Here is a 23,768-nt window from a genome sequence, read left to right as displayed (position 1 = left end):
ATCAGCCCTTGGCGGCAACCACCGTCGGAGTCGTCCTGCACGTGGACGCGAACATTCCAAGCTTTACGGGCGCTTCACAGCAGCGCCCGTGTTTGCACTCACCGGTGCCTGGCCACCGGCTTCTTCGCCGCCGCTTTGCCCGTGCCCTTGGCGGCGGGCCGCGTGGCGACCTGCTTCACGTTGCGGGAGTTCACCTGCACCGGCGCGCGCGCGAGGCTGCGCGCGGGCAGGTGCAGCACCACCTGCTGGCCCGGCTTGAAGCCGGCCGAGGTACCCACGTCGTTCCACTCCGCCACCTGCGCGGCGCTGAGCTTGTAGCGATGCGCGATGCTGGTGACGGTGTCGCGCTTGCCCGCGCGGACCACCGTGCGGCGCGTGGTGATCTCGGGTGCGAGACTCAGCTGGCCGTTGTCGGCGACATGGCTGGCCACGTCGTTCTTCGTGCTGCCCCCGCGGGGCACGATCAGCACCGAGCCTGCCTTGATCAACATGCGCGGGGGGATGCTGTTGACAGTGCGCAGTTCGTTCTCGCTCCAGCCCACCCGGCGCGCGGCTTCGCCCACGCTCATGGTGGACGGTGCGCTCCAGGCCGTCCAGCTCGCGAAGCGGCCCTGGTCGTAGCCCTCGAAGTTGCGCTTGAAGACCGTGGCGTTGTCCCAGGGCAGCAGGATCTGCCCCGTGCCCGCCGCCAGGATCACCGGCCGGTTCAATTGCGGGTTGAGCGCCTTGAAGTCGTCGATCGGCACGTCGGCCAGACGCGCCGCAAGTTCCACGTCCAGGTCGCGGCTGAGCGTGACCGACTGGAAGTACGGATGGTTGTCGACCGTCGGCAGGTCGGCACGGAACTGCGCGGGGTTGGTGATGATGTTCTTCATCGCCTGCAGCTTCGGCACGTAATTGCGCGTCTCGTTGGGCATGCTCAGGTCGGTGTAGCCGGCGCCCTGGCCCATGCGCTGGTTGCGCGCGACCGCGCGCGCAACGTTGCCTTCGCCCCAGTTGTACGCGGCGAGCGCCAGGTGCCAGTCGCCGAACATGCCGTACAGGCGCTGCAGGTAGTCGAGCGCCGCGCGGGTGGAGGCGAGCACGTCGCGCCGGTCGTCGCGGAACACGTTCTGCTTCAGGTCGTAGTCCTTGCCCGTGGCGGGCATGAACTGCCACATGCCTGCGGCGCGTGCGCTGGAGACGGCCTGCGGGTTGAAGGCGCTCTCGATGAAGGGCAGCAGCGCCAGCTCGGTGGGCATGTTGCGCCGCTCGAGTTCCTCGACGATGTGGAACAGGTACTTGCGGGAGCGGTCCGTCATGCGCTGCATGTAGTCGGGCCGCGTGGCGTACCACTGCTCCTGCTGCCGCACCAGGTCGTTCTCGAGGTTCGGCATGGCGAAGCCCCGGCGGATGCGCGCCCACAGGTCGGGCGGCGGCTCCAGCGAGGTCACCGACTGCGAGCTCAGGTCGGAGGACTGGATCGCGGACAAGGGACCTTCGGGAATCACCGACGGCTGGGCGGGCCTGGCCTGCGCCGTGGTGGCCTCGCGGCTCTCCAGCGGCGCAGTGCCGTCCGGACCCGTGGTCGTGGCACAACCGGCCAGCGCGACGGCGGCGGTGAGGGCGAGCAGCTTGTACTTCTTCATCTGAACTCGTTCTTCCATTGGCGCAGGGCCGCGAACACCGCGACCGGATCTGCCGGGTCCGCCGCCGGGTCGTGCCCCCGGGCGGCCTGCGCCACCGCCGGCTCGCGGGTACGCAGGAAAGGGTTGATGCCGTTCTCCACGGCGATCGTGGAGGGCAGCGTGGGCTCGCCGTGCGAGCGCATTTGCTCGCATTGTTGCCGGTAATGGTTCAGCTGGGAATTGCCAGGTTCGACGGCTGTGGCAAATTTCAGGTTTGACAGGGTGTATTCGTGCGTGCAGCAGACCCGGGTCGCCCCGGGCAGGGCGGCCAGCTTGGCCAGGGAGTCGAACATCTGGGCCGCCGTGCCCTCGAAGAGGCGCCCGCAGCCCCCGGAGAACAGGGTATCCCCGCAGAAGAGGAGGGGAGCGCCGTCCATCTCCGGCGTGTAATACGCGATGTGGCCGGCGGTATGCCCGGGCACGTCCAGCACGTTGAAACGCAGGCCCAGGACCTCCACCTGGTCGCCTTGCGCCAGCCGCGCCAGCGGCTCAGGGATGCGCTCGCGGGCCGGGCCGTACACCCGCGCGCCCGTCGCATCGCGCAGCGCATCGACCCCGCCCACGTGGTCCGGGTGGTGATGGGTGACTAGAATCGCTTCCAGTTGCAGGCCCTGGTCCGCCAGGAAGGCCTGCACCGGGCCGGCGTCGCCGGGGTCGACGACCAGCGCCCGCTGCCCGTCGTGCAGCAGCCACAGGTAATTGTCCTGGAAAGCGGGAAGCGGGATCAGCCTCATGAGCGAGCGGATTATAGGAATGCAGCAGTGGTTCGAGACGCCGCCCGGCCGGGTCCTGCTCGCCTGGGAAAGCGCGGCGTTCGACAACGCGGTCGGCGACATGTTCGGTTACCACGCGCTGCAAATGGGCCTGCCGGAGCTGGACGCGCTGCGCGCCAACCGCATGCCCCACAAGTGGCTCGCCCTCAGCGGCACCGACGCCGACGAGGGGCTGGTCAAGCCCGACCTGGTCACCGACTTCAGCGCGCTGCCCTTCGAGGAGAACAGCCTGGACCTGGTGGTCCTGCCGCACTCGCTGGAGCTGAACCTCGACCCGCACGCGACGCTGCGCGAGGTCGAGCGCGTGCTGGTGCCGGAAGGCAAGGTCGTGATCTGCTGCCTCAATCCCGCGAGCCTGTGGGGCCTGCGCCAGCGGCGCGCGCACGTATACCGCCGCCTCGGCTTCGGCGAGCTTTACCTGCCGGACGCCGGCGATTTCATCGGCTACTGGCGCCTGCGCGACTGGCTGCGCCTCCTGAGTTTCGAGGTCGAGACCAGCAGCTTCGGCTGCTACCGGCCCGCGTTCGCCAGCGAAAAGTGGCTGGAACGCTTTTCGTGGATGGACGCCGTGGGCGAGCGCTCCTGGCCGATCTTCGGCGCCGTCTATTTCATCGTCGCGGTCAAGCGGGTGCGGGGCGTGCGGCTCATCGGCCCGGCCTGGAAGAAGGCCAAGCGGATCGCGACCGCGCCCGTGCCCATCACCAACCGCAGCACGCGCGAGGCGCGCGAAGCCACACTTGTCGAATGAACGAAGTCGAGATCTACACGGACGGGGCCTGCAAGGGCAATCCCGGTCCGGGCGGCTGGGGCGTGCTCCTGCGCTCCGGCGCCACCCAGAAGGAGCTGTACGGCGGGGAGCGCAACACCACCAACAACCGCATGGAGCTGATGGCCGTGATCCAGGCGCTGGAGGCGCTCAAGAGGCCGTGCGCCGTGACGCTGTACCTGGACAGCCAGTACGTGCTCAAGGGCATCACCGAGTGGCTGCCCGGCTGGAAGGCCAAGGGCTGGAAGACCGCCAGCAAGCAGCCGGTGAAGAATGCGGAACTGTGGCGGCGGCTGGATGATCTGCTCCTGGAGGGGGGGCACGTCGTGGACTGGCGCTGGGTGCGCGGCCACAACGGGCACCCCGGCAACGAGCGGGCGGATGCGCTGGCCAACCTTGGGGTGGCGAGCATCGGCGGGGGCTGAGGCGGGCGGTGTAAAGACGCGGTAAATGAGGCGTGCCGCGTGTCGGCAACCGGGGTTCGCGGGTGGCTCCGACTACGCCAGATTGCACACCGCCTGTTACATTGCATCGTTTGGCCAGGCGCCGCCCGCGCTTGAGCGCACCGCCACTCTCCACGGATCAGCAATTCATGGGATCGAAGTCCATCTACAGCGTGGTCGCCGTCGTCGGCATCGCCGCTGCATCGGGTGCCGCGTGGTGGTACCAGCACAAGCCGCGGCAGGCCGAAGCGGTGGCCGACGCCGCGCCGGGCACGCCGGCGAAGGCAGCCCCGGGCAACGCCCAGGGCGGCCGCGCGGGCGTCCCTTCGGTGGAAGTGGCGCGCGTGGAGATCCTGCAACTGACCGATGACGCCCAGGCCGTGGGCAGCCTGCGTTCGCGCCAGAGCGTGATGTTGCGCCCCGAGGTCTCGGGCCGCGTCACCCAGATCAACTTCCGCGATGCCGAACGCGTGCGCCGCGGCCAGCTGCTGGTGCAGCTCGATGACCAGCTGCCCCAGGCGCAGGTCAAGCAGGCGGAGGCGGAGCTGTCCATCGCCCGCGCCAACCACAAGCGCAACGTCGAACTGGTGGAGCAGAAGTTCATCGCCCAGCGCGCGGTCGACGAGAGCGCGGCCAACGTGCAGGTGGCGGAGGCCAAGCTGGCGCTGGCCCGCGCGACGCTCGCGCGCCTGAAGATCATCGCCCCCTTCGACGGCATCGCCGGCATCCGCAACGTCAGCGTGGGCGACTACCTCAAGGACGGCGCGGACATCGTGAACATCGAGGACCTCGATGTGATGTACGTGGACTTCCGGCTGCCGGAGCGCTTCCAGACCAAGGTGCGCCCGGGCCAGACGGCGCTGATCGAGCTCGACGCCTTGCCGGGCCAGCACTTCAACGCGTTCATCCAGGCGGTGGACCCGCTGCTGGACGCCAATGGCCGTTCCGTCGGCGTGCGCGGCTGCATCGACAACCGCCAGATGCAGCTGCGCCCCGGCATGTTCGCCCGCGTGACGCCGGTGTTCGGCGTGCGCGAGGGCGCGCGCGTGATTCCCGAGGAGGCGATCGTGCCGCAGGGCGGCCGCCAGTACGTCTACAAGCTCGTGGACGGACCGGACCAGGACACCCGCATCGCGCAGCGCGTGGAAATCAAGGTCGGCATCCGCCAGCCGGGCAAGGTGGAGATCACCGAAGGCCTGATGCCCGGCGACCTCGTGGTCACGGCGGGGCAGCAGCGCATCACCAAGGACGGCACGCCGGTGCGCGTGCTGGACCTGCGCGGCGGCTACGGCAGTCCGACGGCGGCCGCCGGCGCCGCTCCGGCCGGCGGACCCGGGCGCAGCGCCGTGGCGCTGGACGCGTCGACCTCGATGCGCGGCAATCCCTGCGCGCCGGGCAGCGGCGGCGCCGGCCGCCCGCGCGCGAGCTGAGGACCAGCCATGCAGTTGCCCGAGATCGCCATCCGCCGCCCGGTGTTCGCGACGGTGCTGTCGCTGCTCGTGCTGCTGGTCGGCCTGGTGAGCTTCACCCGGCTGTCCGTGCGCGAGTACCCCAAGATCGACGAACCGATGGTCACGGTGAGCGTGAAGTACCCCGGTGCTTCCGCCGAGGTGATCGAGTCGCAGGTCACCAAGCCGCTGGAGGACTCCATCGCCGGCATCGACGCGGTCGACGTCATCACCTCCATCAGCCGCGCCGAGCAGAGCCAGATCCAGGTGCGCTTCCGGCTGGAGAAGGATGCCGATGCCGCGGCGGCGGAGGTACGCGACCGCACTTCACGGGTGCGCAACAAGCTGCCCCAGTCGATCGACGAACCGGTGATCGCCAAGGTGGAAGCCGACGCCTTCCCGGTGATCTGGCTGGCCTTCACCAGCGACACGCTCAACCCGCTGCAGATCAACGACCTGGTCAACCGCATCGTCAAGCCGCGCCTGCAGACGGTGACCGGCGTGGCCGACGTGCGCATCTACGGCGAACGCAAGTACGCCATGCGCGTCTGGCTGGACCCGGACAAGCTGGGCGGCTACCGCCTGACCACGCAGGACGTGGAAGACGCGATCCGCCGCAGCAACCTGGAACTGCCCGCCGGCCGCATCGAGTCGCAGCAGCGCGAGTTCAGCGTGACCTCGCAGACCGACCTGGTGCGTCCCGCGCAGTTCGGCGAGATCGTGGTCAAGAGCGTCAACGGCTTCCCCGTGAAGGTGCGCGACGTCGCGCGCGTGGAGGAAAGCGCCGCCGACGAGCGCAGCCGCGTGCGCCTGAACGGCAAGAACGCCATCTCCGCCGGCGTGATCCGCCAGGCCACGGCCAACCCCTTGCAGCTGTCCGAAGGCGTGCGGGAGATGATCCCCAAGCTCAAGTCGGACCTGCCGACCGACATCACCATCGACGTGGCGAACGACAACTCGCTGTTCATCGACCGGTCGGTGAAGAACGTCTACCGCACCATCGTCGAGGCGATCCTCCTGGTCGCGCTGGTGATCTTCGTGTTCCTGCGCACGGTCCGCGCGTCCATCATCCCGATCATCACCATCCCGGTGAGCCTGATCGGCACGTTCGCGATGATGGCGCTGGCCGGCTTCTCGGTGAACACGCTGACGCTGCTGGCGCTGGTGCTGGCCATCGGGCTGGTGGTGGACGACGCCATCGTCATGCTGGAGAACATCTTCCGGCACATCGAGGAAGGGCTGGACCCGTTCTCCGCCGCCATCAAGGGTGCGCGCGAGATCGGTTTTGCGATCATCACGATGACCCTCACGCTGGTGGCCGTGTACGCGCCGCTGGCCTTCACGCCGGGGCGCACGGGCAAGCTGTTCGTGGAGTTCGCGCTGGCGCTGGCCGGCTCGGTGCTGGTGTCGGGCTTCGTGGCGTTGACGCTCACGCCCATGATGTGTTCCAAGCTGCTGCGCCACAACCCGAACCCGACCTGGTTCGACGCGCACATGGAGCGCTGGCTGACCGCCCTGTCCAGCCGCTACGCCCGCGCGCTGCGCTGGGTGCTGCTCACGCGCTGGCAGCCGAAACCGGGGGCAAGCCGCCTCACGGGCGCGCTGCTGCAGGCGCGCTGGCTGGTGATCGGCGTGATGCTCGCCAGCGCGCTGGCCATCGCTGCCGTGTGGCCCACCATGAAGTCCGAGCTGTCGCCGCTGGAGGACCGAGGCACCATCCTCGCCAGCGTCAACGCGCCGGATGGCTCCACGCTGGACTACACCGACCGCTACGCGCAGGCGCTGGAGAAGCTGGGTGCGCCCTACAAGGAGTTCGACCGCGTCTTCGCCAACGTGGGCAACCCCACGGTGTCGCAGGCCAGCGTGGTGTACCGCACGGTGGACTGGGAGGAGCGCGAGCGCACGACGCTGGACATGGCGCGGGAACTGGCCCCGAAGACCAACTCGCTGCCCGGCGTGGACGCCTTCATCATCACCCCGCCTTCGCTGGGACAGGGCTTCCGTGAACGGCCGCTCAACTTCGTGATCCAGACCTCGGAGAGCTACGAGAACCTGAACCGGGTGGTGCGGCAGATGATGGACGAGATCGCCAGGAACCCTGGCATCGTGTCGCCGCAGATCGACCTGCGCCTGAACAAGCCCGAGCTGCGCATCGACGTCGACCGCGAGAAGGCGGCCGACATGGGCGTGAGCGTGGAGGTGGTGGCCAAGGCGCTGGAGACCATGCTGGGCGGCCGCATCGTCACGCGCTACAAGCGCGACGCCGAGCAGTACGACGTGATCGTGCAGACGCAGGCCAGCGGCCGCACCACGCCCGAGGACATCGACGGCATCTACGTGCGCGGGCGCAGCGAGACCATGATCCCGCTGTCGGCCCTGGTGAAGGTGCGCGAGAGCGTGAGCCCGCGCGAGCTGAACCATTTCGGCCAGCGCCGCTCGGCTTCCATCACCGCCAGCCTCTCGCCCGACTACTCGCTGGGCCAGGCGCTGCAGTTCATGGACCAGGCGGCGACCAAGGTGCTGAAGACCGGCTACACGACGGAGCTGAACGGCACCTCGCGCGAATTCCGCAACTCGCAGGGCGCGCTGGCGGTGGTGTTCGTGCTGGCCCTGTTCTTCATCTTCCTGGTGCTGGCGGCGCAGTTCGAAAGCTTCGTGGACCCGTTCGTGATCCTGCTGTCCGTGCCGCTGTCGATGATCGGGGCGCTGCTGGCGCTCAAGTGGTCCGGGGGCTCGCTGAACGTGTATTCGCAGATCGGCCTGATCACGCTGGTGGGCCTGATCACCAAGCACGGCATCCTGATCGTGGAATTCGCCAACCAGCTGCGCGAGCAGGGGATGGAGACCGTGGACGCGGTGGTGAAGGCCGCGTCGCAGCGCCTGCGCCCGATCCTGATGACGACGGGTGCGATGGTGCTCGGCGCGCTGCCGCTGGCCATCGCGCACGGTGCCGGCGCCGAGAGCCGCCAGCAGATCGGCTGGGTGATCGTGGGCGGCATGAGCCTGGGCACGATGCTCACGGTTTTCGTGGTGCCGACCATGTACCTGCTGTTCGCGCGCAAGGACGTGCCGGGTGCGAACAAGGCGCAAGCCCGGGAACAGGCCGCGCCTCATCACGCCAAGGAAGTGCTGGCGAAGTAGGGGGCCCTTCACCGCTGCGCCAGCGCGGTGAATGCGTCGAGAGGCCTTGACCGCCACGGCGCGGCAGGTGTGCAATGTCCCCCGCCGTGCCAAGCGTCGAATTCGCCCCTGCGCTCACGCGCCACGTGGCCTGCCCGAGGCAGGACGTGGCGGCGGGCTCGCTCGCCGCGGTGCTCGATGCGGCGTTCGCCGCGGCGCCGGCGCTGCGCGGCTACGTGCTGGACGAACAAGGGGCGGTGCGCAAGCACGTGGCCGTGTTCGTCAACGGCGAGATGATCCCCAGTCGCACGGATCTCGGCCGCAACGTCGCCGCCGGCGACCGCGTGCACGTCATCCAGGCGCTCACAGGAGGTTGAGATGCAGCAGCTGCTCGTCGCCACCCGCAAGGGCCTCTTCGTCCTCCCGCCCGCCAAGCACGGCTGGCAGCTCACGCGGCCGCACTTTCCCGGCGAACCGGTCACGCAGGTCGTGCGCGACGCGGCGGACGGCACCTTGTACGCCGCGCTGCGGCTCGGCCACTTCGGTGTGAAGCTCAAGCGCAGCGCCGATGGCGGCGCCAGCTGGGAAGACGTGGCGGCACCGGCCTTCCCGCCCAAGCCCGCCGATGGCCCGTGGAAGGACGACCCCACGCCGTGGGCGGTGGACCTCGTGTGGAGCCTCGAAGCAGGCGGCGGGCGGCTGTGGGCCGGCGCGCTGCCTGCCGGGCTCTTCGTGTCGGAAGACCGCGGCGGGAGCTGGCGCCTGGTGGACAGCCTCTGGGACCGTCCGGAGCGCAAGGAGTGGATGGGCGGGGGCTACGACCATGCCGGCATCCACACGATCCTGGTCGATCCGCGCGACGCGGACCACGTGACCGTCGCGATCTCCTGCGGCGGCGTGTGGCAGACGCGCGATGCGGGCCGCAGCTGGAAGAACACCTCCGACGGCCTGGACGCGGGCGGCTACATGCCGCCGGAGCGCCGCTTCGACGGCAACATCCAGGACGTGCACCGCATCGCGGCCTGCGCGTCGCAGCCGGACGTGCTGTGGCTGCAGCACCATTGCGGCCTATACCGCAGCACCGACGGCGGCCTGCACTGGCAACCGATCGCCGCGCCGCAGCCCAGCGGCTTCGGCTTCGCGGTCGCCGCGCATCCGCGCGATCCGCAGCGGGCCTGGTTCGCGCCCGCGCAGTCGGACGCGCAGCGCATGCCGGTGGACGGCCAGGTGGTGGTGACCGAGACGCGCGACGGCGGCCGCACGTTCGAGTCGCTGCACTACGGGCTGCCGCCCAAGGACGCGTACCACCTCGTGTACCGGCACGCGCTCGCGTGCGCCGAGGACGGCCGCATGCTGGCCATGGGGTCGACGACGGGCGGGCTCTGGTTCAGCGACGACGAGGGTGCGCTGTGGCACTGCCTGTCGCGCGACCTGCCGCCGATCGCGCAGGTGCGCTTCGCCTGACGCGGCTCAGAAGGGCCTGGCGCCAGCCACCAGCAGCAAGGCCGCGACGCACAGCTGCACGAGACCGAAGGCCAGCATCCAGCCCGGGGCCTCCCGCAGGGCGCGAAGCGCGTCGATCTCGGCGCGTGCCGGATCGGCCGGGTCGTACAGCACCGTCACCGCCGCGCCGATGGCGTGGGAAGGCGGGACCGACGCGCTGCCCGTTTCGGCGCGGCGGTCGTTTCCCGCGGCATCGCGGAACTGCACGATCGGGTAGAACACCTCGGTGCGCCGGGTGAAGCCATCGTCGTCGGTGCTCTCGATCGTTTCCGACCGGTAGTCGACGACTTCGCCGCGCGTGCGCGCCGCGTCGCGCGTGAAGCGCCGCTGTCGCACCAGGGTCCAGGCCGCGATGCCGGCGAACACGGCGCCGGAGGCGGCCAGCAGCATCGGGAACGGAAGCTGGCCGACCGCCGCGATCAGAGCGCGCCCTCGAACATCATCACGTCGACCTCGTCGCCCACGGCGACGTTGCCCTGCGCGTGGTGCAGCACGATCAATCCGTTGGCCTGCACCATGGAGCTGAGGACGCCGGAGCCCTGGTTGCCGGTGGTGCGCACGGCGAGGCTGCCGTCGGCATGGCGCGTGACGATGCCGCGCTGGTACTCCGTGCGGCCCGGCTTCTTGCGCATGGCTTCCGCGCTGTGCGCCTTGAGGTAGACCGGCTCTTCCGCGCGTGCGCCCATCATGCGCAGCAGCGCGGGACGGACGAAGGCCAGGAAGGTGACCATCACGGCCACGGGATTGCCCGGCAGGCCGAACAGCACGGCATCCCCGATGCGCCCCACCGCCATCGGCCGTCCCGGCCGCATCGCGATCTTCCAGAAGGCCACGTCGCCCAGTTTCTTCATCATGGCCTTGGTGAAGTCCGCCTCGCCGACGCTCACGCCGCCGCTGGTGATGATGGCATCGGCCCGGGAAGCCGCGGCGCCAAACGCGCGCTCCAGCAGCGCCGGCTCGTCCCGCACCACGCCCAGGTCGATCACTTCGCAACCGAGCCGCGCGAGCAGTCCGTGCACGGTGTAGCGGTTGCTGTCGTACACGGCGCCTTCGCGCGCAGCCTCGCCGAGCGACAGGATCTCGTCGCCGGTGGAGAAGTAGGCGACCTTCAGGCGGCGGAACACTTCCACCCGTGCGATGCCCAGGCTGGCGATCAGGCCGAGCGCGGCGGGGCCGAGGCGTTCGCCCGCGCGCAGGGCGGCGCGGCCTGCCATCAGGTCCTCGCCCTTGTGCCGGCGGTTGTCGCCGGGCTGCAGCAGGCCCGCGGGGACCTCGATGCGGCCGTCGGCGCCCGTCGTCGTGAACTCCTGCGGCACGACCGTGTCCAGCCCGGCGGGCATGATCGCGCCGGTCATGATCTTGACGCACTGGCCGGCTCCGACTTGCCCCTGCCACGCCTTGCCCGCCAGCGCGGAGCCGACGACCTCCAGCCGCAAGGCCCCGGCCGCGAGCTGGGCGCCATCGAAGGCGAAGCCGTCCATCGCGGAGTTGTCGTGCGGCGGCACGCTGATCGGCGACACCAGGTCGCGCGCCAGCACGCGCCCGAGCGCATCGAGGACACCGACCGGTTCGGTGTCGGCCACCGGCCGCACCAGGTGGCCCAGGAAGGCACCGACAGCGTCCGCGCTCAGCGCCTGCGGGTCGTAGCCCTGCAGGCGTGCCGCGATCTGCGCGATGCTCGCATTCACGGCATCTGCTCCAGGCGGTGCAGTTCGGCCAGCGTGTTGGCGTTGGAGAAGGCCGAGGGCTCGGTGAATTCGACGATGGCCGTTCGGTGCTGCGCCGTCCAGGCGTCGATCTTGCGGCCGCCGCCCTGGGTGAACCGCACCAGGCTTTCCATCAGCTCGCGCTTCATGAGCGAGAACACCGGCTGCGGCCGCACCTGGCCGTCCTCTTCCCGCGCCGCCGCCATCGCGATGTCGGCGCCTTCGCGTTCGAGCGCCTCCGCCAGGCGCTGCACGAGGTCCTGCGGAAACAGCGGCGTGTCGCAGGGCACGGACACCAGGTACTCGGTCTCGCAGTGCTCCAGGCCGGTGAGGAACCCCGCCAGCGGGCCCGCATAGTCCGCGATCACGTCCGGCCACACCGGGGTGCCGAAGGATTCGTAGGCCGCGAGGTTGCGGTTGGCGTTGATCATCAGCTCGCCCACCTGCGGCGCCAGGCGCAGCACCGTGAACATCGCCATGGGCATGCCGCGGAAGTTCTGCAGGCCTTTGTCGGCGCCGCCCATGCGCGTGCCGCGCCCGCCGGCCAGCACGAGGCCGGTCACCTGGTCCTTGTCTATCATGCGGCGGGATTATCCGCCGATGTAGCTCATCTCGACCCGGCGCGCTCCGTTGCCGGTGTCGGCGGGCAGGGTCGCGCGAAGCTCGGAGTAGCGGTCGCCGCGCGCCTGCCAGATGTGCCCGATCGCCGAGGCGATCTCTTCGTCGCTGGCGCCGCCGCGCAGCAGTGCGCGCAGGTCGTGGCCGTTGTGCGCGAACAGGCACAGGTACAGCTTGCCTTCGGTGGACAGGCGCGCGCGGTTGCAGTCGCCGCAGAAGGCCTGCGTGACGCTGCTGATGAAGCCGACCTCGCCCGCGCCGTCGGCGTAGCCCCAGCGCTCGGCCGTCTCGCCCGTCACCGTCGCGTCCAGCGGCAGCAGCGGGAATTCGGCGGCGATGCGCGACCGCACCTCGGACGAGGGCACGACTTCGTCCATGCGCCAGCCGTTGGTGGCGCCCACGTCCATGTACTCGATGAAGCGCAGCACGATGCCGCTGCCGCGGAAGTGCCGCGCCATCGGCAGGATCTCGTGCTCGTTGGTGCCGCGCTTGACGACCATGTTGACCTTCACCGGCCCCAGCCCCGCCTCGCGCGCGGCGGCGATGCCTTCCAGCACCTCGGCCACCGGGAAGTCCACGTCGTTCATGCGCTGGAACACCGCGTCGTCCAGGCCGTCGAGGCTGACCGTCACGCGCTGCAGGCCTGCGTCCTTCAGTGCCCGGGCCTTGCGCGCCAGCAGCGAGCCGTTGGTGGTGAGCGTGAGTTCGGGCGGCGTGCCGTCCACGGTGCGCAGCTGCGCGAGCTGTCCGACCAGGATCTCCAGGTTCTTGCGCAGCAGCGGCTCGCCGCCGGTCAGGCGGATCTTGTGCACGCCGTGGGCCAGGAACTGGCGCGCCAGGCGGGTGATCTCCTCGAAGCTCAGCAGGGACGCATGCGGCAGGTAGCGGTAGTCCTTGTCGAACACCTCCTTGGGCATGCAGTAGCTGCAGCGGAAGTTGCAGCGGTCCGTGACGCTGATGCGCAGGTCGCGCAGCGGCCGCCCCAGCGTGTCCGCCAGCAGGCCGGTCGCCGCGACCGGCCGCTCCGGCACGGCCGCGCGCAGCGCCACCAGGCGCTGGTCGACCAGGGGGATCACGCGTTCAGCCATGGCCCGATTGTGCGGGCAGGGGCAATTCCTGCCAAACCGGCGGGGCAGCGGGGCTCAGACGCAGCGGGCGCCGTCCACCTCGATGCAGACGCCGGAGATGAACGCTGCCTCGTCGCTGGCGAGGTAGAGCGCCGCGTTGGCCACGTCCAGGGCGGTGGAAAAGCGGCCCAGCGGGATCGTGGCGAGGAATTTCGCACGGCGGGCCTCATCCACGGGGCCGCCGGCGAACTCGGCGGACAGGCCGGTGTCCGGGTTGAACACGGGGTTGATGCAGTTCACCCGGATGTTGTCGGGGCCCAGTTCGGCCGCCAGGGACTTGCTGGTGGTGATGACGGCGCCCTTGGAGCCGTTGTACCAGGTCAGGCCCGGGCGGGGCCGCACGCCCGCGGTCGAGGCGATGTTGATGAAGACGCCGCCCTTGTTCGCGCGGAAGGCCGGCACGGCGTGGATGGTGGCCAGGTAGATGCTCTTCATGTTGATCGCATAGACCCGGTCGAACTCCTCCTCGCTCACCTCCAGGGCGGGACGGTTGCGGTGCGTCCAGCCGGCGTTGTTGACCATCGCATCCAGCTTGCCGTGGCGCTGTACGGCAGCCTCCACCAGCGCCTTCACGTCCGTGGACCTGGTGACGTCGGCCCGGAAGAAGCTGGCCTGGCCGCCCTTTGCCCGGATCGCCGCGGCCACGGCTTCGCCGCGCTCGGCCGCGATGTCGTTGACCAGGACCTGCGCGCCTTCGGCGGCCAGCCGGTGCGCGATGCCCTCGCCGATGCCGCCGCCCGACCCGGTGACGATGATGGATTTGCCCTGGACCCGCATGACCGCTCCTTCTGTGTGTCGGCCGGTGCCGCGGCGTGAAAATTCGCCGCACCGGCAAAGAATTGCAAGCTAGGCCTTTGGGGCACTGGACCCCGCGCTGCCTCTGCATAGAGTTCCATTGTTGCTGATTTCCGCTCGGGTTCCCGGGCCCCGCGCCGTCAACCAGAGGCAGGAGTACCACATGCCCACCTTCGCGCCCCCGCGCTTGCCCCGTTTCCTGCTGCCGGTGCTGGCGCTGGTGCTGCTGCTCGCCGCGGCCTCCGTGCAGGCCCAGGACCGCAAGCAGCTCGCACCCGGCTTCACGGCCCGTCCCGCCGCATCCCGCCTGCTGGTCCTGCCCGCGGACATGGAGCTGTATTCCATGAGCGCCGGCGGCGTGATCGAACCGCGGGCCGACTGGACCGACGCGGCGCAGAAGCACTTCGCCAGTGCCCTGGCCGGCCAGGGCAGGATCCTGGGTCCCCAGGTGACGCGCATGACCGAGGCGGAAGCCGACGAGTTCTCCGACATCGTGACGCTGCACCGCGCGGTGGCGGACGCCATCGCGCTGCACCACAAGGGCGGCTTGATGGAACTGGCCACCAAGGGCGACCGGCTGGAATGGTCGCTGGGGGACGCCGTGCAGCCCTTGCGCGAGCGCAGCGGCGCCGATTACGCCCTTTTCACCTGGGTCCGCGACAGCTATGCCAGCAACGAGCGCAAGGCGGCCATGGTCGCCCTGGCGCTGCTGGGGGCGATCAGCCTGGGCGGCGAGCAGGTGGGCTACGCCTCGCTCGTGGACCTGCGCACCGGCCGCGTCGTGTGGTTCAACCAGCTCAACCGGATGTCAGGCGACCTGCGCGACGCGCAGCCGGCCGTCGAGACGGTGCAGACCCTCCTGAAGGGCTTCCCGGGTTTCCAGCAGTGAGGCAGCCATGAAATCACCTTCCCGCACCCGCCATTTCCTTCGCTCGGCCTGCATGCGCGGCATCGCGGTCGCCGCGCTGGCCGTGGTGCCGGCCCTGGCGCAGGACCTGTCCTCGATCAAGGTGCCTCCGCGCTTCACGCGCCCGGCGGCGGACACCGACGAGGGCGGCCTCTGGGGCCTGATGGACCGCGAGGAAGCGCGCCTCAAGCGCAGCCCGCTGGCCATCCGTGACAAGGAGCTGCAGGCCTACCTGCAGGAGCTCGTCTGCCGCATCGGCGAGGGCCACTGCCCGGACATCCGCCTGACCCCGGTGCGCACCCCGCACTTCAACGCGATGATGGCCCCCAACGGCATGATGATCGTGTGGAGCGGCCTGCTGCTGCGCGTGGAGAACGAGGCGCAGCTGGCGGCCATCCTGGGCCACGAGCTGGGCCACTACCTCGAGCGCCACACGGTGGAGCAACTGCGGGCGCAGAAGGACACCGCGGTGCTCTCCACCATGGTGGGCATGGTCGGCGGTGTCGGCACCTTCCTGGGCCAGATCGGCCTGGCCGCCAACCTCATGGCGTTCTCGCGCGAGCACGAGGGGCGCGCCGACCGCATGGGCATGCGCCTGATGCGGCACGCCGGCTACGACGGCCGGGAAGCGGCCACGGTGTGGAGCAACCTGCTGGAAGAACTGCAGGTCACCGGCGGCAAGGACGCGGGCAAGCACGGCGATATCTTCGACACCCACCCCATCACCGCCGCCCGGCGCGACGAGCTGCTGCAGCTCGCGGGGACCGCCGGCGGCGTCGTCGGCGAGGAGCGCTATCGCAAGGCGATCGCGCCGCAGCGTCTGGGCTGGTTGCGCGACGAAGTCAAGCGCGGCCAGTACGAGGAAAGCCTGGTGCTGTTCGGCCGCATGCTGCGCAAGGACACGCAGGACGCCGAGGTGCTGTTCGCGCGCGGCGAGGTCTACCGCCTGCGCGACGAGTCCGGCGACGCCGAACGCGCGCTGGCCGACCTGAAGCAGGCCGGGGACCTGGCGAAGGCGCCGGCGGAGACCTTCCGCTCGCTGGGCCTGCTGCACAGGCAGCGCAGCGACAAGGCGGCGGCGGCCGAGGCCTTCCGGACCTACCTGGCGCGCGCCCCGCAGGCGGGCGACGCTGCGCTGGTGCGCAGCTACCTGGAGGAACTGCAGTGATGAAGCGCATCGTCCTGCTGCTCGCCGCGCTGCTGCTGGCCGCCTGCGCCAACGTGCAGCGCATGGACGGCGACCAGGTGGTCAACGAGCGCCTGGTGGTGCACCTGACGGACGCCTGGAACAAGGTCAGCGACCCCTGGGACGTGGACCCGTACGACACCTGGACGCAGGAAGGCATCCCGCTGGACCACCTGCGCTTCTGGGGTGGCGTGCGGCCCGGCCAGCCGCTGATGACGCAGCCGGCGCTGTTCTCTCGCGCTCCCGACGCCAAGCAGCCGCGCGTGCCGACCTTCCGCCCCGGCCTTTCCGCGGAACGGCTGGTGAGCCTGTTCGAAGAGCTCTATGCGACGGCGGGCACGGTGACGGTCACGCGCGTGGAGCCGACCGTCTTTGCCGGGCAGAAAGGCGTGCGCTTCGAGTTCACGCTGGAGCGCCGGCGCGACGACCTGAGCATGCAGGGCGTGGGCTGGGTCGCGGTGCGGCCGAACGCGGAGGGCAACGAGGAACTCTATGCGGCGACCTTCGTCGCGCCGAAGCTGTCCTTCTACCAGCGCCTGCTGCCGATGGCGGAAGCCGTCGTGAAAACGGCCCGCGTGCGGGAAGCGCCCCGGAAGTCCTGAGATGTCATCCCGGGCCTGACCCCGGGATCCCATGCGGCGCCGGTTCGAGCGCCCCCTGGATTGCGGGTCACGCGGCCGGGTGTCACCCGTGCTTGATCGCCACCGTCTTGAGAGTCGTGAACCCGTACAGCGCCTCGAAGCCCTTCTCGCGGCCGTAGCCCGAGGATTTCACGCCGCCGAAGGGCAGCTCCACGCCGCCGCCGGCGCCGTAGTTGTTGATGAACACCTGGCCGCTCTTGACGCGCCGGGCCATGCGCAGCATGCGGCTGCCGTCGCGGGTCCAGATGCCGGCGACCAGGCCGAAGTGCGTGCCGTTGGCGAGTTCGACGGCGTGGTCCTCGTCGCGAAAGCTCATGGCGGCCAGCACGGGGCCGAACACTTCCTCCTGCGCCAGGCGATGCGACATCGGCACGTCGCGCAGCAGTGTCGGGGCCTGGTAGAAGCCGGACTCGGGCGCCTCGTCGACGATCGTGCCCTGGGCCACCACGGGGATGCCCGCGTGCTGCGCGTCGGACAGGAAGTCCCAGACGCGCTGCTGCTGCGTCGCGCGGATCAGCGGCCCGACGTCGAGATCCATGGCTGCGGGCCCGACGCGCAGCCGCGTGAAGGCCTCGCCCAGGCGCTCCAGCAGCGGTTCGTAAAGGCCTTGTTCCACCAGCAGCCGCGAGCCCGCGGAGCAGGTCTGGCCGGCGTTCTGCACGATCGCGTTGATCACCACCGGCAGCACCTGCTCGAGGTCCGCGTCGGCAAAGACGATCTGCGGGCTCTTGCCGCCCAGCTCCAGCGTCACCGGGCAGTGGCGCTCGGCGGCCACCTGCTGGATCAGCGTGCCCACGCGCGGGCTGCCGGTGAAGCTGATGTGGTCGATGCCGGCGTGGCGCGCCAGCGCGTCGCCGACCTCGTGGCCGAAGCCCGTGACGATGTTGATCGCACCGGCAGGGAAGCCCACTTCGGCGGCGAGCTGCGCCACCCGCAGCAGCGACATGCAGGCATCTTCGGAAGGCTTGACCACGCAGGTGTTGCCCGCGGCCAGCGCGCCGCCGACGCTGCGGCCGAAGATCTGCATCGGGTAGTTCCAGGGAATCACGTGGCCGGTGACGCCGTGCGGCTCACGCCAGGTGAGCACCGTGTAGCCGTCCTGGTAAGGCAGCGTCTCGCCGTGCAGCTTGTCGCAGGCGCCGGCATAGAACTCGAAGTAGCGCGCCAGGGCCACGGCGTCGGCGCGGGCCTGCTTGGTCGGCTTGCCGCAGTCGCGCTGTTCCATCGCGGCGAGCTCGTCGACGCAGTCGGAAACCTTCAGCGACAGCCGCATCAGCAGGCGGCCGCGCTCCGCGGCGCTCAGCTTGCTCCACGGTCCTTCGAAGCACTGGCGGGCCGCGCGCACGGCCGCATCGATGTCCTCGGGCGTGCCGCGCTGGATGGCGTCGTAGGCCTGGCCGTCGGACGGGTCGATGACGGGCAGGGTGCGCTCGGAGGAGGAGCGAACGGAGGCGTTGCCGATGTAGTGGAGCTGCATGGCGCCATTGTGCCGAAGCACGCGCGCGGCGCCAGGCAGGGGTTTTACGCGGGGACGGAAGCCTGTCCCACGGGCACGAACTGGTCGCCGTGCTCGCGCAGCCAGCGCACCGACGCACTGGCGTCCTGCTGCCCGGGATGGAAGTCGCGGCGGAAGTACTCCTTCCACGGCCTGTAGGTCAGCGTGACGAGGCCGCGCTTGCCGAAGAGGTAGCTGCAGGCGCTCTTCCACGTGCTCCACTGCCACAGCGTGCCGTCGCGCCGGAGGTTGGCGACGGTCTGGCGCAGCGTGTCCGTGAGGAAGAAGAAGGTCACGGTGCGCATCCACTTCACGCGCCATTCGTGGCTGCCGCCGAGTGCCTGGTAGAGGTCGAAAGCCGTGCTCTTGTGCTCCGATTCCTCGGCGCTGTGCCACAGCCACAGCGTCTTCAGGCGCTGGTCTTCGTCGCCGAGCAGGTCGGCGTTGTGCAGCATGAAGTCCGCGAAGATCGCCGTGAAATGCTCGTTCGCCGCCGTGATCCCGAGCCAGTGGCGCGGATCGAGGCCTTCCATCTGCTTGAGCCGCTTCTGGGCACGCGGTGCCCAGTCGTTCACGAGGCCGAGGCGGTCCAGGTGCGCGTTGTACAAGGCGTGCAGGCGCCGGTGGGTGGCTTCCTGGCCGACGAAGCCCTGCACCTCGGCCCGGAAACGCTCCTGCGCTTGCGCCGGCAGGGCCTTGAAGCCGTTGCGCACGGAGTCGATGAAGAACTGCTCGCCCACGGGAAAGCTCATCGACAGCGCGTTGAACAGCGCGGTGCGGAAGGCGTCGCCCGCGCACCAGTGGCGGGCGATGGGCTGCTCCATGTCGACGAGCAGGCGGCGGACGGTGAGATCGGTCATGGCGGCACAATGGGGTTCACGCGCACCCGGTACGCGTCGGTACCATGGTCGCAGCGATGCCCGGTACTGTCAAGTACCAAGCCTCCATGCCCAGCGACTTCGCCACTCTCGAACCCGACCAGGGCTTGCACCAGCACCGCAGCCGCTTGCTGGAAGGCATGGCCATCGCCGTCGCCCGCAAGGGCTATGCGGACACGACCATTGCCGACGTGGTCGGCGAGGCCAGCGTCTCGCGCCGCACCTTCTACGAGCACTTCGCGACCAAGGCGGACTGCCTCATCGCGCTCTACGAGGCGGCCAGCCACAACGCCCTGAAGGTGCTGCGCGACGCGGTCACGCCCGGCAGGGACTGGGAACTGCAGGTGGAGGGCGCGCTGCGCGCCTACCTCGAATGCATGGCCGGCAACCCGGTGCTGCTGCGCACGCTGTTCGTCGAGATCCTGCACCTGGGGACGGACGGGCTCGCGGCGCGCCGGCGCGTGAACCAGGAGATCGCCGACTACATGCTGGGCGTGGTGGGCAAGGACAAGGTCACGCCGGAACTGGCGATGGCGGTGGTCGGCGGCATCCACGAACTGGTGCTGCAGGCGATCGAGGAGGGCCGGGTGGAACGCCTGGGCGATCTCACGCCCGCGGCCTCGGCGCTGGTCAAGGCGGTCGTGCACCGCTGAAAAGAACAAAGCGACCCGCGGGTCGCTTTGCCGTAAGCCCTGCTTGCCCGCATCAGCGGGCATGGCGGGCTCAGGAGTGGAACTTCACCACCAGCGGCACGATCAGCAGCGCCACGATGTTGATGATCTTGATCAGCGGGTTCACCGCGGGGCCGGCCGTGTCCTTGTAGGGGTCGCCCACGGTATCGCCGGTGACTGCGGCCTTGTGCGCCTCGGAGCCCTTGCCGCCGTGGTGGCCGTCCTCGATGTACTTCTTGGCGTTGTCCCAGGCGCCGCCGCCCGTGCACATCGAGATGGCGACGAACAGGCCCGTGACGATGGTGCCCATGAGCAGGCCGCCCAGGGCCTTGGGGCCGAGGACCAGGCCGACGACGATGGGAACGACCACCGGCAGCAGCGAGGGGATGACCATCTCCTTGATGGCCGCGGCGGTCAGCATGTCGACGGCCTTGCCGTATTCCGGCTTGGCGGTGCCTTCCATGATGCCGCGGATCTCGCGGAACTGGCGGCGCACTTCCACCACCACGGAGCCGGCCGCGCGGCCGACCGCTTCCATGGCCATGGCGCCGAACAGGTAGGGGATCAGGCCGCCGATGAACAGGCCGATGATCACCATGGGGTCCGACAGGTCGAAGGTGATCTGGCGGCCGTAGCTTTCCAGCTTGTGCGTGTAGTCGGCGAACAGCACCAGCGCCGCCAGGCCGGCGGAGCCGATCGCATAGCCCTTGGTCACCGCCTTGGTGGTGTTGCCCACGGCGTCCAGCGGGTCGGTGATGTCGCGCACGGAGGCGGGCATTTCCGACATCTCGGCGATGCCGCCGGCGTTGTCGGTGATGGGACCGTAGGCGTCCAGGGCCACCACGATGCCGGCCATGGACAGCATCGACGTCGCGGCGATCGCGACGCCGTAGAGGCCGCCCAGCCAGTAGGCGACGTAGATGGCGAGGCAGACGAACAGCACCGGCCAGGCGGTGGAGCGCATGGAGACGCCCAGGCCCGCGATGATGTTGGTGCCGTGGCCGGTGGTGGATGCGTCGGCGATGTGCTTGACCGGCGGGTACTGCGTGCCCGTGTAGTACTCGGTGATCCACACCAGCGCGCCGGTGAGGGCCAGGCCCACGATGCAGGCGCCGAACAGCTTCATCTGGCTGCCGGAGGCGGCGACCGCGTTGTCCGGGATCATCCACTTCGTGACGAAGAAGAAGGCGATCAGCGACAGCACGCCGGCCACGATCAGGCCCTTGTACAGGGCGGGCATCACGTTCTTCATGCCGGGCGAGGCCTTGACGAAGAAGCAGCCGACGATGGAGGCGATGATGGACACGGCGGCCAGGGCCAGCGGGTAGAGCACGGCGTTGACCGGCGCGGAGGCCACCAGCAGGGCGCCCAGCACCATCGTCGCGATCAGCGTGACCGCATAGGTCTCGAACAGGTCGGCGGCCATGCCGGCGCAGTCGCCCACGTTGTCGCCCACGTTGTCGGCGATCACGGCGGGGTTGCGCGGGTCGTCTTCGGGAATGCCGGCTTCCACCTTGCCCACCAGGTCCGCGCCCACGTCGGCGCCCTTGGTGAAGATGCCGCCGCCCAGGCGCGCGAAGATGGAGATCAGCGAGGCGCCGAAGGCCAGGCCGATCAGCGGCGTGAGCAGGTCGGCCAGCTTCGCGTCCGGCGTGAGCTGCCCGTTGCCCATGAGGAACCAGGTGAAGCCGGTGACCCCCAGCAGGCCCAGGCCCACCACCAGCATGCCGGTGATGGCGCCGCCGCGGAAGGCGACGTCCAGCGCGGGGCCTATGCCCTGCGTGGCCGCCTGCGCCGTGCGGACGTTGGCGCGGACGGACACGTTCATGCCGATGAAGCCGCAGGCGCCGGACAGCACGGCGCCGATGACGAAGCCGATGGCCGTGGTGACGTGGAGGAAGACGCCGATCAGGATCGCCAGCACCACGCCGACGATCGCGATGGTGCGGTATTGCCGACCGAGGTAGGCGGCGGCGCCGGCCTGGACGGCGGCCGCGATCTCCTGCATGCGGGCATTGCCGGGGTCCTTGGCCAGGATCCAGCTGCGGGCCCAGAACCCATAAACCACGGCCGCGAGGCCGCACACGAGCGCCAGGATCAGCGCCGAGTTGCCATTCATCAAATTTCTCCTGTCGTTGCGATTTGGAGTCTTTGCGGGGCGCAACGCGAGCGGCGCCACCGCTGCGTTGCTTCCTCGTGACTCCCCGAGCAGGAGACCGATTGGCCAACCGGCGCACTCTAGCAGCTCGCGCTTTACAGACCAATGACAGTCGCTGGGAATGCGGCGCCGTGCCCACTAAAATCAGGGTTTCCCCCGATCGGCCCTTTCCTTCAGCTACAACGAAACATGTCACTGGATCTCGTCACCCCCGGCAAGAACGTTCCCGATTCCTTCAACGTGATCATCGAGATCCCGATGAACGCCGACCCCGTGAAGTACGAGGTGGACAAGGAAACGGGCGCGATCTTCGTGGACCGCTTCATGAGCACGTCCATGCACTACCCGACCAACTACGGCTACGTGCCCAAGACCATCAGCGGCGACGGCGACCCCGTGGACGTGCTGGTGATCACCCCGGTGCCGCTGATTCCCGGCGTGGTGGTGCCCTGCCGCCCCGTGGGCATCCTGAAGATGCAGGACGAGGCCGGCGACGACGCCAAGGTGCTGGCCGTGCCCACGGACAAGATCCTGGCGATCTACACCCAGTGGCAGAAGCCCGAGGACCTGAACCCGCTGCGCCTGAAGACCATCTCGCACTTCTTCGAGCACTACAAGGACCTGGAGCCGGGCAAGTGGGTCAAGGTGCTGGGCTGGGAAGGCCCGGAGTCAGCGAAGAAGGAAGTGCTGGACGGGATCGAGGCGTACAAGAAGGCGCACCCGAACGGGTGACAGGCCCCCGGGCCACGCCGAACGGAGCGCCGCATCGCGGCGCTCTTTTTTTTGCCTGCAGGGCTTGGGCCATCGGGAAAGTCCGGTCGCGCGCCGGCAGCGGATGGGGAAAATAAAAACAAATTCCATTTCCTGCTTTTCCGGCCATGTCCTTTTCCCGACGCGCGGCCCTGGGCCGCATCGGCGCCGCGTCCGCGGCGCTGTGCTCCCTGCGGCTTGCGGCCGAGGAAGACAAGTCCCCGATCAAGCTGCTGGTCGGCGCATCCGCCGGCACCGACTTCACGGCGCGGCTGATCGCCGAGAAGCTGCGCGAGGCGCTCGGCCGCCCGGTGGTGGTCATCCCGAAACTCGGCGCCGGCCAGCGGGTGGCGCTCAACGAGCTGCAGCGGTCCGCACCGGACGGCCGCACGCTGATGCTGGTGACGAGCGCGCCGTTCTCGATCTATCCGCACATCTACACCAGGCTCGACTACGACCCGCTCAAGGACTTCACGCCGATCGCCGGCGTGTCCGCCTTCGACGTCGGCATCTGCACCGGCCCCGCGACCGGCGCCCGCAACATCGGCGAGCTGGTGCAGTGGCTCAAGGCCAACCCCAGGCAGGCGATCTACGGCTCGGCGCCCGGCACCGGCTCGCTCTCGCACTTCGTCGGGGTCTCGCTGTCGCTGGCCATCGGCCAGCCGCTCACGCACGTGCCGTACAAGGAAAGCCCGGTGGGCATCCTCGATGTGTCGACCGGCCGCCTGCCGATGATGATGACCGGCCTGTCCGGCATGATCGAACTGCACAAGGCGGGCAAGGTCCGCGTCATGGCGACCTCCGGCAACACGCGCTCGCCGCTGCTGGCGGAGGTGCCCACGCTCACCGAGTCCGGCATCCAGGTCAACACCACGTCCACGGTCGGCATCTTCGGCCCCGGTGGCATGCCGCCGGAGCTCGTGCAGCCCCTGACCCGGGCCATCCTCGCCATCGCCGCGACCCCCGAGTACCGCGAGAAGCTCGCGCCTTTCAACGTGTTCCCCAAGCCCACCACCCCGCAGGAGCTGATGGCCACCTTGCAGGCGGAACACCGGCAGTTCGCCGGCCTCGTGAAGGCCAGCGGCTACGTCCCCGAATGAGCCACCAGGAGACGAC

22 protein-coding genes are annotated in these 23,768 nt (G+C 69.5%); 12 read left to right on the top strand and 10 right to left on the bottom strand.

The genetic code is table 11. The features are described from left to right. Positions 1-98: 98 nt before the first annotated feature. Together AC3EGR_RS10515 and gloB are read right to left on the bottom strand one after the other, a co-directional pair. On the bottom strand, positions 99-1,628 hold the full coding sequence (locus AC3EGR_RS10515; RefSeq protein WP_488546507.1) for a transglycosylase SLT domain-containing protein: 1,530 nt from the start codon (positions 1,626-1,628) through the stop codon (positions 99-101). After that, positions 1,625-2,401, bottom strand: coding sequence for a hydroxyacylglutathione hydrolase (gloB, locus tag AC3EGR_RS10510; protein ID WP_488546422.1), 777 nt, complete (start codon positions 2,399-2,401; stop codon positions 1,625-1,627). The genes AC3EGR_RS10515 and gloB overlap by 4 nt, the downstream gene beginning before the upstream one ends. On the opposite strand from gloB, the gene AC3EGR_RS10505 reads away from it, so the two are divergent. The 6 genes from AC3EGR_RS10505 to AC3EGR_RS10480 all read left to right on the top strand — a co-directional run bounded on the left by AC3EGR_RS10505 (position 2,400) and on the right by AC3EGR_RS10480 (position 9,681). Next, entirely contained in the window at positions 2,400-3,188 is a 789-nt protein-coding gene (locus AC3EGR_RS10505) for a class I SAM-dependent methyltransferase (protein ID WP_488546421.1), read from the top strand. The genes gloB and AC3EGR_RS10505 overlap by 2 nt on opposite strands. After that, on the top strand, positions 3,185-3,631 hold the full coding sequence (gene rnhA, locus AC3EGR_RS10500) for a ribonuclease HI (protein ID WP_488546420.1): 447 nt from the start codon (positions 3,185-3,187) through the stop codon (positions 3,629-3,631). Before AC3EGR_RS10505 ends, rnhA begins: the two co-directional genes overlap by 4 nt. A gap of 167 nt (positions 3,632-3,798) precedes the next feature. Further along, on the top strand, positions 3,799-5,079 hold the full coding sequence (locus AC3EGR_RS10495; RefSeq protein WP_488546419.1) for an efflux RND transporter periplasmic adaptor subunit: 1,281 nt from the start codon (positions 3,799-3,801) through the stop codon (positions 5,077-5,079). A gap of 9 nt (positions 5,080-5,088) precedes the next feature. Next, complete coding sequence (locus AC3EGR_RS10490) at positions 5,089-8,238, top strand: efflux RND transporter permease subunit (protein ID WP_488546418.1); 3,150 nt, start codon at positions 5,089-5,091, stop codon at positions 8,236-8,238. 86 nt (positions 8,239-8,324) lie between these two features. Then, positions 8,325-8,594, top strand: coding sequence for a MoaD/ThiS family protein (locus AC3EGR_RS10485; RefSeq protein WP_488546417.1), 270 nt, complete (start codon positions 8,325-8,327; stop codon positions 8,592-8,594). Between the two features lies 1 nt (position 8,595). Beyond that, the gene (locus AC3EGR_RS10480; RefSeq protein ID WP_488546416.1) at positions 8,596-9,681 is read left to right on the top strand and encodes a WD40/YVTN/BNR-like repeat-containing protein; all 1,086 of its coding nucleotides are present in this window, start codon (positions 8,596-8,598) and stop codon (positions 9,679-9,681) included. Positions 9,682-9,687: 6 nt separating this feature from the next. Here AC3EGR_RS10480 and AC3EGR_RS10475 read toward each other — a convergent pair whose 3' ends face one another. Genes AC3EGR_RS10475 through AC3EGR_RS10455 form a run of 5 tightly spaced genes read right to left on the bottom strand, consistent with a single transcriptional unit; the run spans position 9,688 to position 13,948 of the window. Beyond that, complete coding sequence (locus tag AC3EGR_RS10475; RefSeq protein ID WP_488546415.1) at positions 9,688-10,110, bottom strand: DUF3592 domain-containing protein; 423 nt, start codon at positions 10,108-10,110, stop codon at positions 9,688-9,690. Positions 10,111-10,139: 29 nt separating this feature from the next. Further along, positions 10,140-11,408, bottom strand: a complete 1,269-nt coding sequence (gene moeA, locus AC3EGR_RS10470) for a molybdopterin molybdotransferase MoeA (RefSeq protein ID WP_488546414.1) — start codon at positions 11,406-11,408, stop codon at positions 10,140-10,142. Further along, positions 11,405-12,007 (bottom strand): molybdenum cofactor guanylyltransferase MobA, encoded by a 603-nt coding sequence (gene mobA / locus AC3EGR_RS10465; protein ID WP_488546413.1) that lies wholly within the window; start codon positions 12,005-12,007, stop codon positions 11,405-11,407. The genes moeA and mobA overlap by 4 nt, the downstream gene beginning before the upstream one ends. A 9-nt stretch (positions 12,008-12,016) precedes the next feature. Continuing rightward, a complete protein-coding gene (moaA, locus tag AC3EGR_RS10460) occupies positions 12,017-13,132 on the bottom strand; it encodes a GTP 3',8-cyclase MoaA (protein ID WP_488546412.1) in 1,116 nt (371 codons plus the stop codon). A gap of 54 nt (positions 13,133-13,186) precedes the next feature. After that, positions 13,187-13,948 carry an SDR family oxidoreductase gene (locus tag AC3EGR_RS10455; RefSeq protein WP_488546411.1) on the bottom strand — a complete coding sequence of 254 codons (762 nt, stop codon included), beginning with the start codon at positions 13,946-13,948 and terminating at the stop codon, positions 13,187-13,189. A gap of 181 nt (positions 13,949-14,129) precedes the next feature. On the opposite strand from AC3EGR_RS10455, the gene AC3EGR_RS10450 reads away from it, so the two are divergent. The 3 genes from AC3EGR_RS10450 to AC3EGR_RS10440 are packed head-to-tail and all read left to right on the top strand — an operon-like array spanning position 14,130 to position 16,661. Beyond that, on the top strand, positions 14,130-14,855 hold the full coding sequence (locus AC3EGR_RS10450) for a hypothetical protein (protein ID WP_488546410.1): 726 nt from the start codon (positions 14,130-14,132) through the stop codon (positions 14,853-14,855). A 7-nt stretch (positions 14,856-14,862) separates the two neighbouring features. Then, positions 14,863-16,041 (top strand): M48 family metalloprotease, encoded by a 1,179-nt coding sequence (locus AC3EGR_RS10445; RefSeq protein WP_488546409.1) that lies wholly within the window; start codon positions 14,863-14,865, stop codon positions 16,039-16,041. Next, a complete protein-coding gene (locus tag AC3EGR_RS10440) occupies positions 16,041-16,661 on the top strand; it encodes a hypothetical protein (protein WP_488546408.1) in 621 nt (206 codons plus the stop codon). Before AC3EGR_RS10445 ends, AC3EGR_RS10440 begins: the two co-directional genes overlap by 1 nt. Positions 16,662-16,743: 82 nt before the next feature. Here AC3EGR_RS10440 and AC3EGR_RS10435 read toward each other — a convergent pair whose 3' ends face one another. Together AC3EGR_RS10435 and AC3EGR_RS10430 are read right to left on the bottom strand one after the other, a co-directional pair. Next, entirely contained in the window at positions 16,744-18,177 is a 1,434-nt protein-coding gene (locus tag AC3EGR_RS10435; protein WP_488546407.1) for an aldehyde dehydrogenase family protein, read from the bottom strand. Positions 18,178-18,221: 44 nt separating this feature from the next. Further along, positions 18,222-19,055: a metal-dependent hydrolase gene (locus tag AC3EGR_RS10430; RefSeq protein ID WP_488546406.1), complete on the bottom strand. Its 834-nt coding sequence runs from the start codon at positions 19,053-19,055 to the stop codon at positions 18,222-18,224. Between the two features lie 86 nt (positions 19,056-19,141). Between AC3EGR_RS10430 and AC3EGR_RS10425 the strand changes: the two genes are divergently transcribed. Next, the gene (locus tag AC3EGR_RS10425; RefSeq protein WP_488546405.1) at positions 19,142-19,726 is read left to right on the top strand and encodes a TetR/AcrR family transcriptional regulator; all 585 of its coding nucleotides are present in this window, start codon (positions 19,142-19,144) and stop codon (positions 19,724-19,726) included. A gap of 70 nt (positions 19,727-19,796) precedes the next feature. Here AC3EGR_RS10425 and AC3EGR_RS10420 read toward each other — a convergent pair whose 3' ends face one another. Then, positions 19,797-21,863: a sodium-translocating pyrophosphatase gene (locus AC3EGR_RS10420; protein ID WP_488546404.1), complete on the bottom strand. Its 2,067-nt coding sequence runs from the start codon at positions 21,861-21,863 to the stop codon at positions 19,797-19,799. A 228-nt stretch (positions 21,864-22,091) separates the two neighbouring features. Between AC3EGR_RS10420 and ppa the strand changes: the two genes are divergently transcribed. Next, complete coding sequence (gene ppa / locus AC3EGR_RS10415; RefSeq protein ID WP_488546403.1) at positions 22,092-22,634, top strand: inorganic diphosphatase; 543 nt, start codon at positions 22,092-22,094, stop codon at positions 22,632-22,634. 146 nt (positions 22,635-22,780) lie between these two features. Continuing rightward, positions 22,781-23,752 (top strand): Bug family tripartite tricarboxylate transporter substrate binding protein, encoded by a 972-nt coding sequence (locus AC3EGR_RS10410; protein ID WP_488546402.1) that lies wholly within the window; start codon positions 22,781-22,783, stop codon positions 23,750-23,752. The last annotated feature ends 16 nt before the right edge of the window (positions 23,753-23,768 follow it).

It is taken from the genome of Ramlibacter sp. G4-7, from assembly GCF_057784995.1.
The sequence above is the reverse complement of the archived record's forward strand: the minus strand, read 5'-3'. Positions and strand labels throughout refer to the sequence as shown.

Excerpts from the sequence above, each read along its gene's own strand:
- AC3EGR_RS10435 (WP_488546407.1), bottom strand. The coding sequence starts at position 18,177 with ATGCAGCTCCACTACATCGGCAACGCCTCCGTTCGCTCCTCCTCCGAG.
- AC3EGR_RS10430 (WP_488546406.1), bottom strand. The coding sequence starts at position 19,055 with ATGACCGATCTCACCGTCCGCCGCCTGCTCGTCGACATGGAGCAGCCC.
- AC3EGR_RS10490 (WP_488546418.1), top strand. The coding sequence starts at position 5,089 with ATGCAGTTGCCCGAGATCGCCATCCGCCGCCCGGTGTTCGCGACGGTG.
- ppa (WP_488546403.1), top strand. The coding sequence starts at position 22,092 with ATGTCACTGGATCTCGTCACCCCCGGCAAGAACGTTCCCGATTCCTTC.
- AC3EGR_RS10515 (WP_488546507.1), bottom strand. The coding sequence starts at position 1,628 with ATGAAGAAGTACAAGCTGCTCGCCCTCACCGCCGCCGTCGCGCTGGCC.
- AC3EGR_RS10440 (WP_488546408.1), top strand. The coding sequence starts at position 16,041 with ATGAAGCGCATCGTCCTGCTGCTCGCCGCGCTGCTGCTGGCCGCCTGC.
- AC3EGR_RS10505 (WP_488546421.1), top strand. The coding sequence starts at position 2,400 with ATGAGCGAGCGGATTATAGGAATGCAGCAGTGGTTCGAGACGCCGCCC.
- mobA (WP_488546413.1), bottom strand. The coding sequence starts at position 12,007 with ATGATAGACAAGGACCAGGTGACCGGCCTCGTGCTGGCCGGCGGGCGC.
- AC3EGR_RS10455 (WP_488546411.1), bottom strand. The coding sequence starts at position 13,948 with ATGCGGGTCCAGGGCAAATCCATCATCGTCACCGGGTCGGGCGGCGGC.
- rnhA (WP_488546420.1), top strand. The coding sequence starts at position 3,185 with ATGAACGAAGTCGAGATCTACACGGACGGGGCCTGCAAGGGCAATCCC.
- AC3EGR_RS10480 (WP_488546416.1), top strand. The coding sequence starts at position 8,596 with ATGCAGCAGCTGCTCGTCGCCACCCGCAAGGGCCTCTTCGTCCTCCCG.
- AC3EGR_RS10425 (WP_488546405.1), top strand. The coding sequence starts at position 19,142 with ATGCCCAGCGACTTCGCCACTCTCGAACCCGACCAGGGCTTGCACCAG.
- AC3EGR_RS10475 (WP_488546415.1), bottom strand. The coding sequence starts at position 10,110 with ATGCTGCTGGCCGCCTCCGGCGCCGTGTTCGCCGGCATCGCGGCCTGG.
- gloB (WP_488546422.1), bottom strand. The coding sequence starts at position 2,401 with ATGAGGCTGATCCCGCTTCCCGCTTTCCAGGACAATTACCTGTGGCTG.
- moaA (WP_488546412.1), bottom strand. The coding sequence starts at position 13,132 with ATGGCTGAACGCGTGATCCCCCTGGTCGACCAGCGCCTGGTGGCGCTG.
- AC3EGR_RS10410 (WP_488546402.1), top strand. The coding sequence starts at position 22,781 with ATGTCCTTTTCCCGACGCGCGGCCCTGGGCCGCATCGGCGCCGCGTCC.
- AC3EGR_RS10450 (WP_488546410.1), top strand. The coding sequence starts at position 14,130 with ATGCCCACCTTCGCGCCCCCGCGCTTGCCCCGTTTCCTGCTGCCGGTG.
- AC3EGR_RS10420 (WP_488546404.1), bottom strand. The coding sequence starts at position 21,863 with ATGAATGGCAACTCGGCGCTGATCCTGGCGCTCGTGTGCGGCCTCGCG.
- AC3EGR_RS10445 (WP_488546409.1), top strand. The coding sequence starts at position 14,863 with ATGAAATCACCTTCCCGCACCCGCCATTTCCTTCGCTCGGCCTGCATG.
- AC3EGR_RS10495 (WP_488546419.1), top strand. The coding sequence starts at position 3,799 with ATGGGATCGAAGTCCATCTACAGCGTGGTCGCCGTCGTCGGCATCGCC.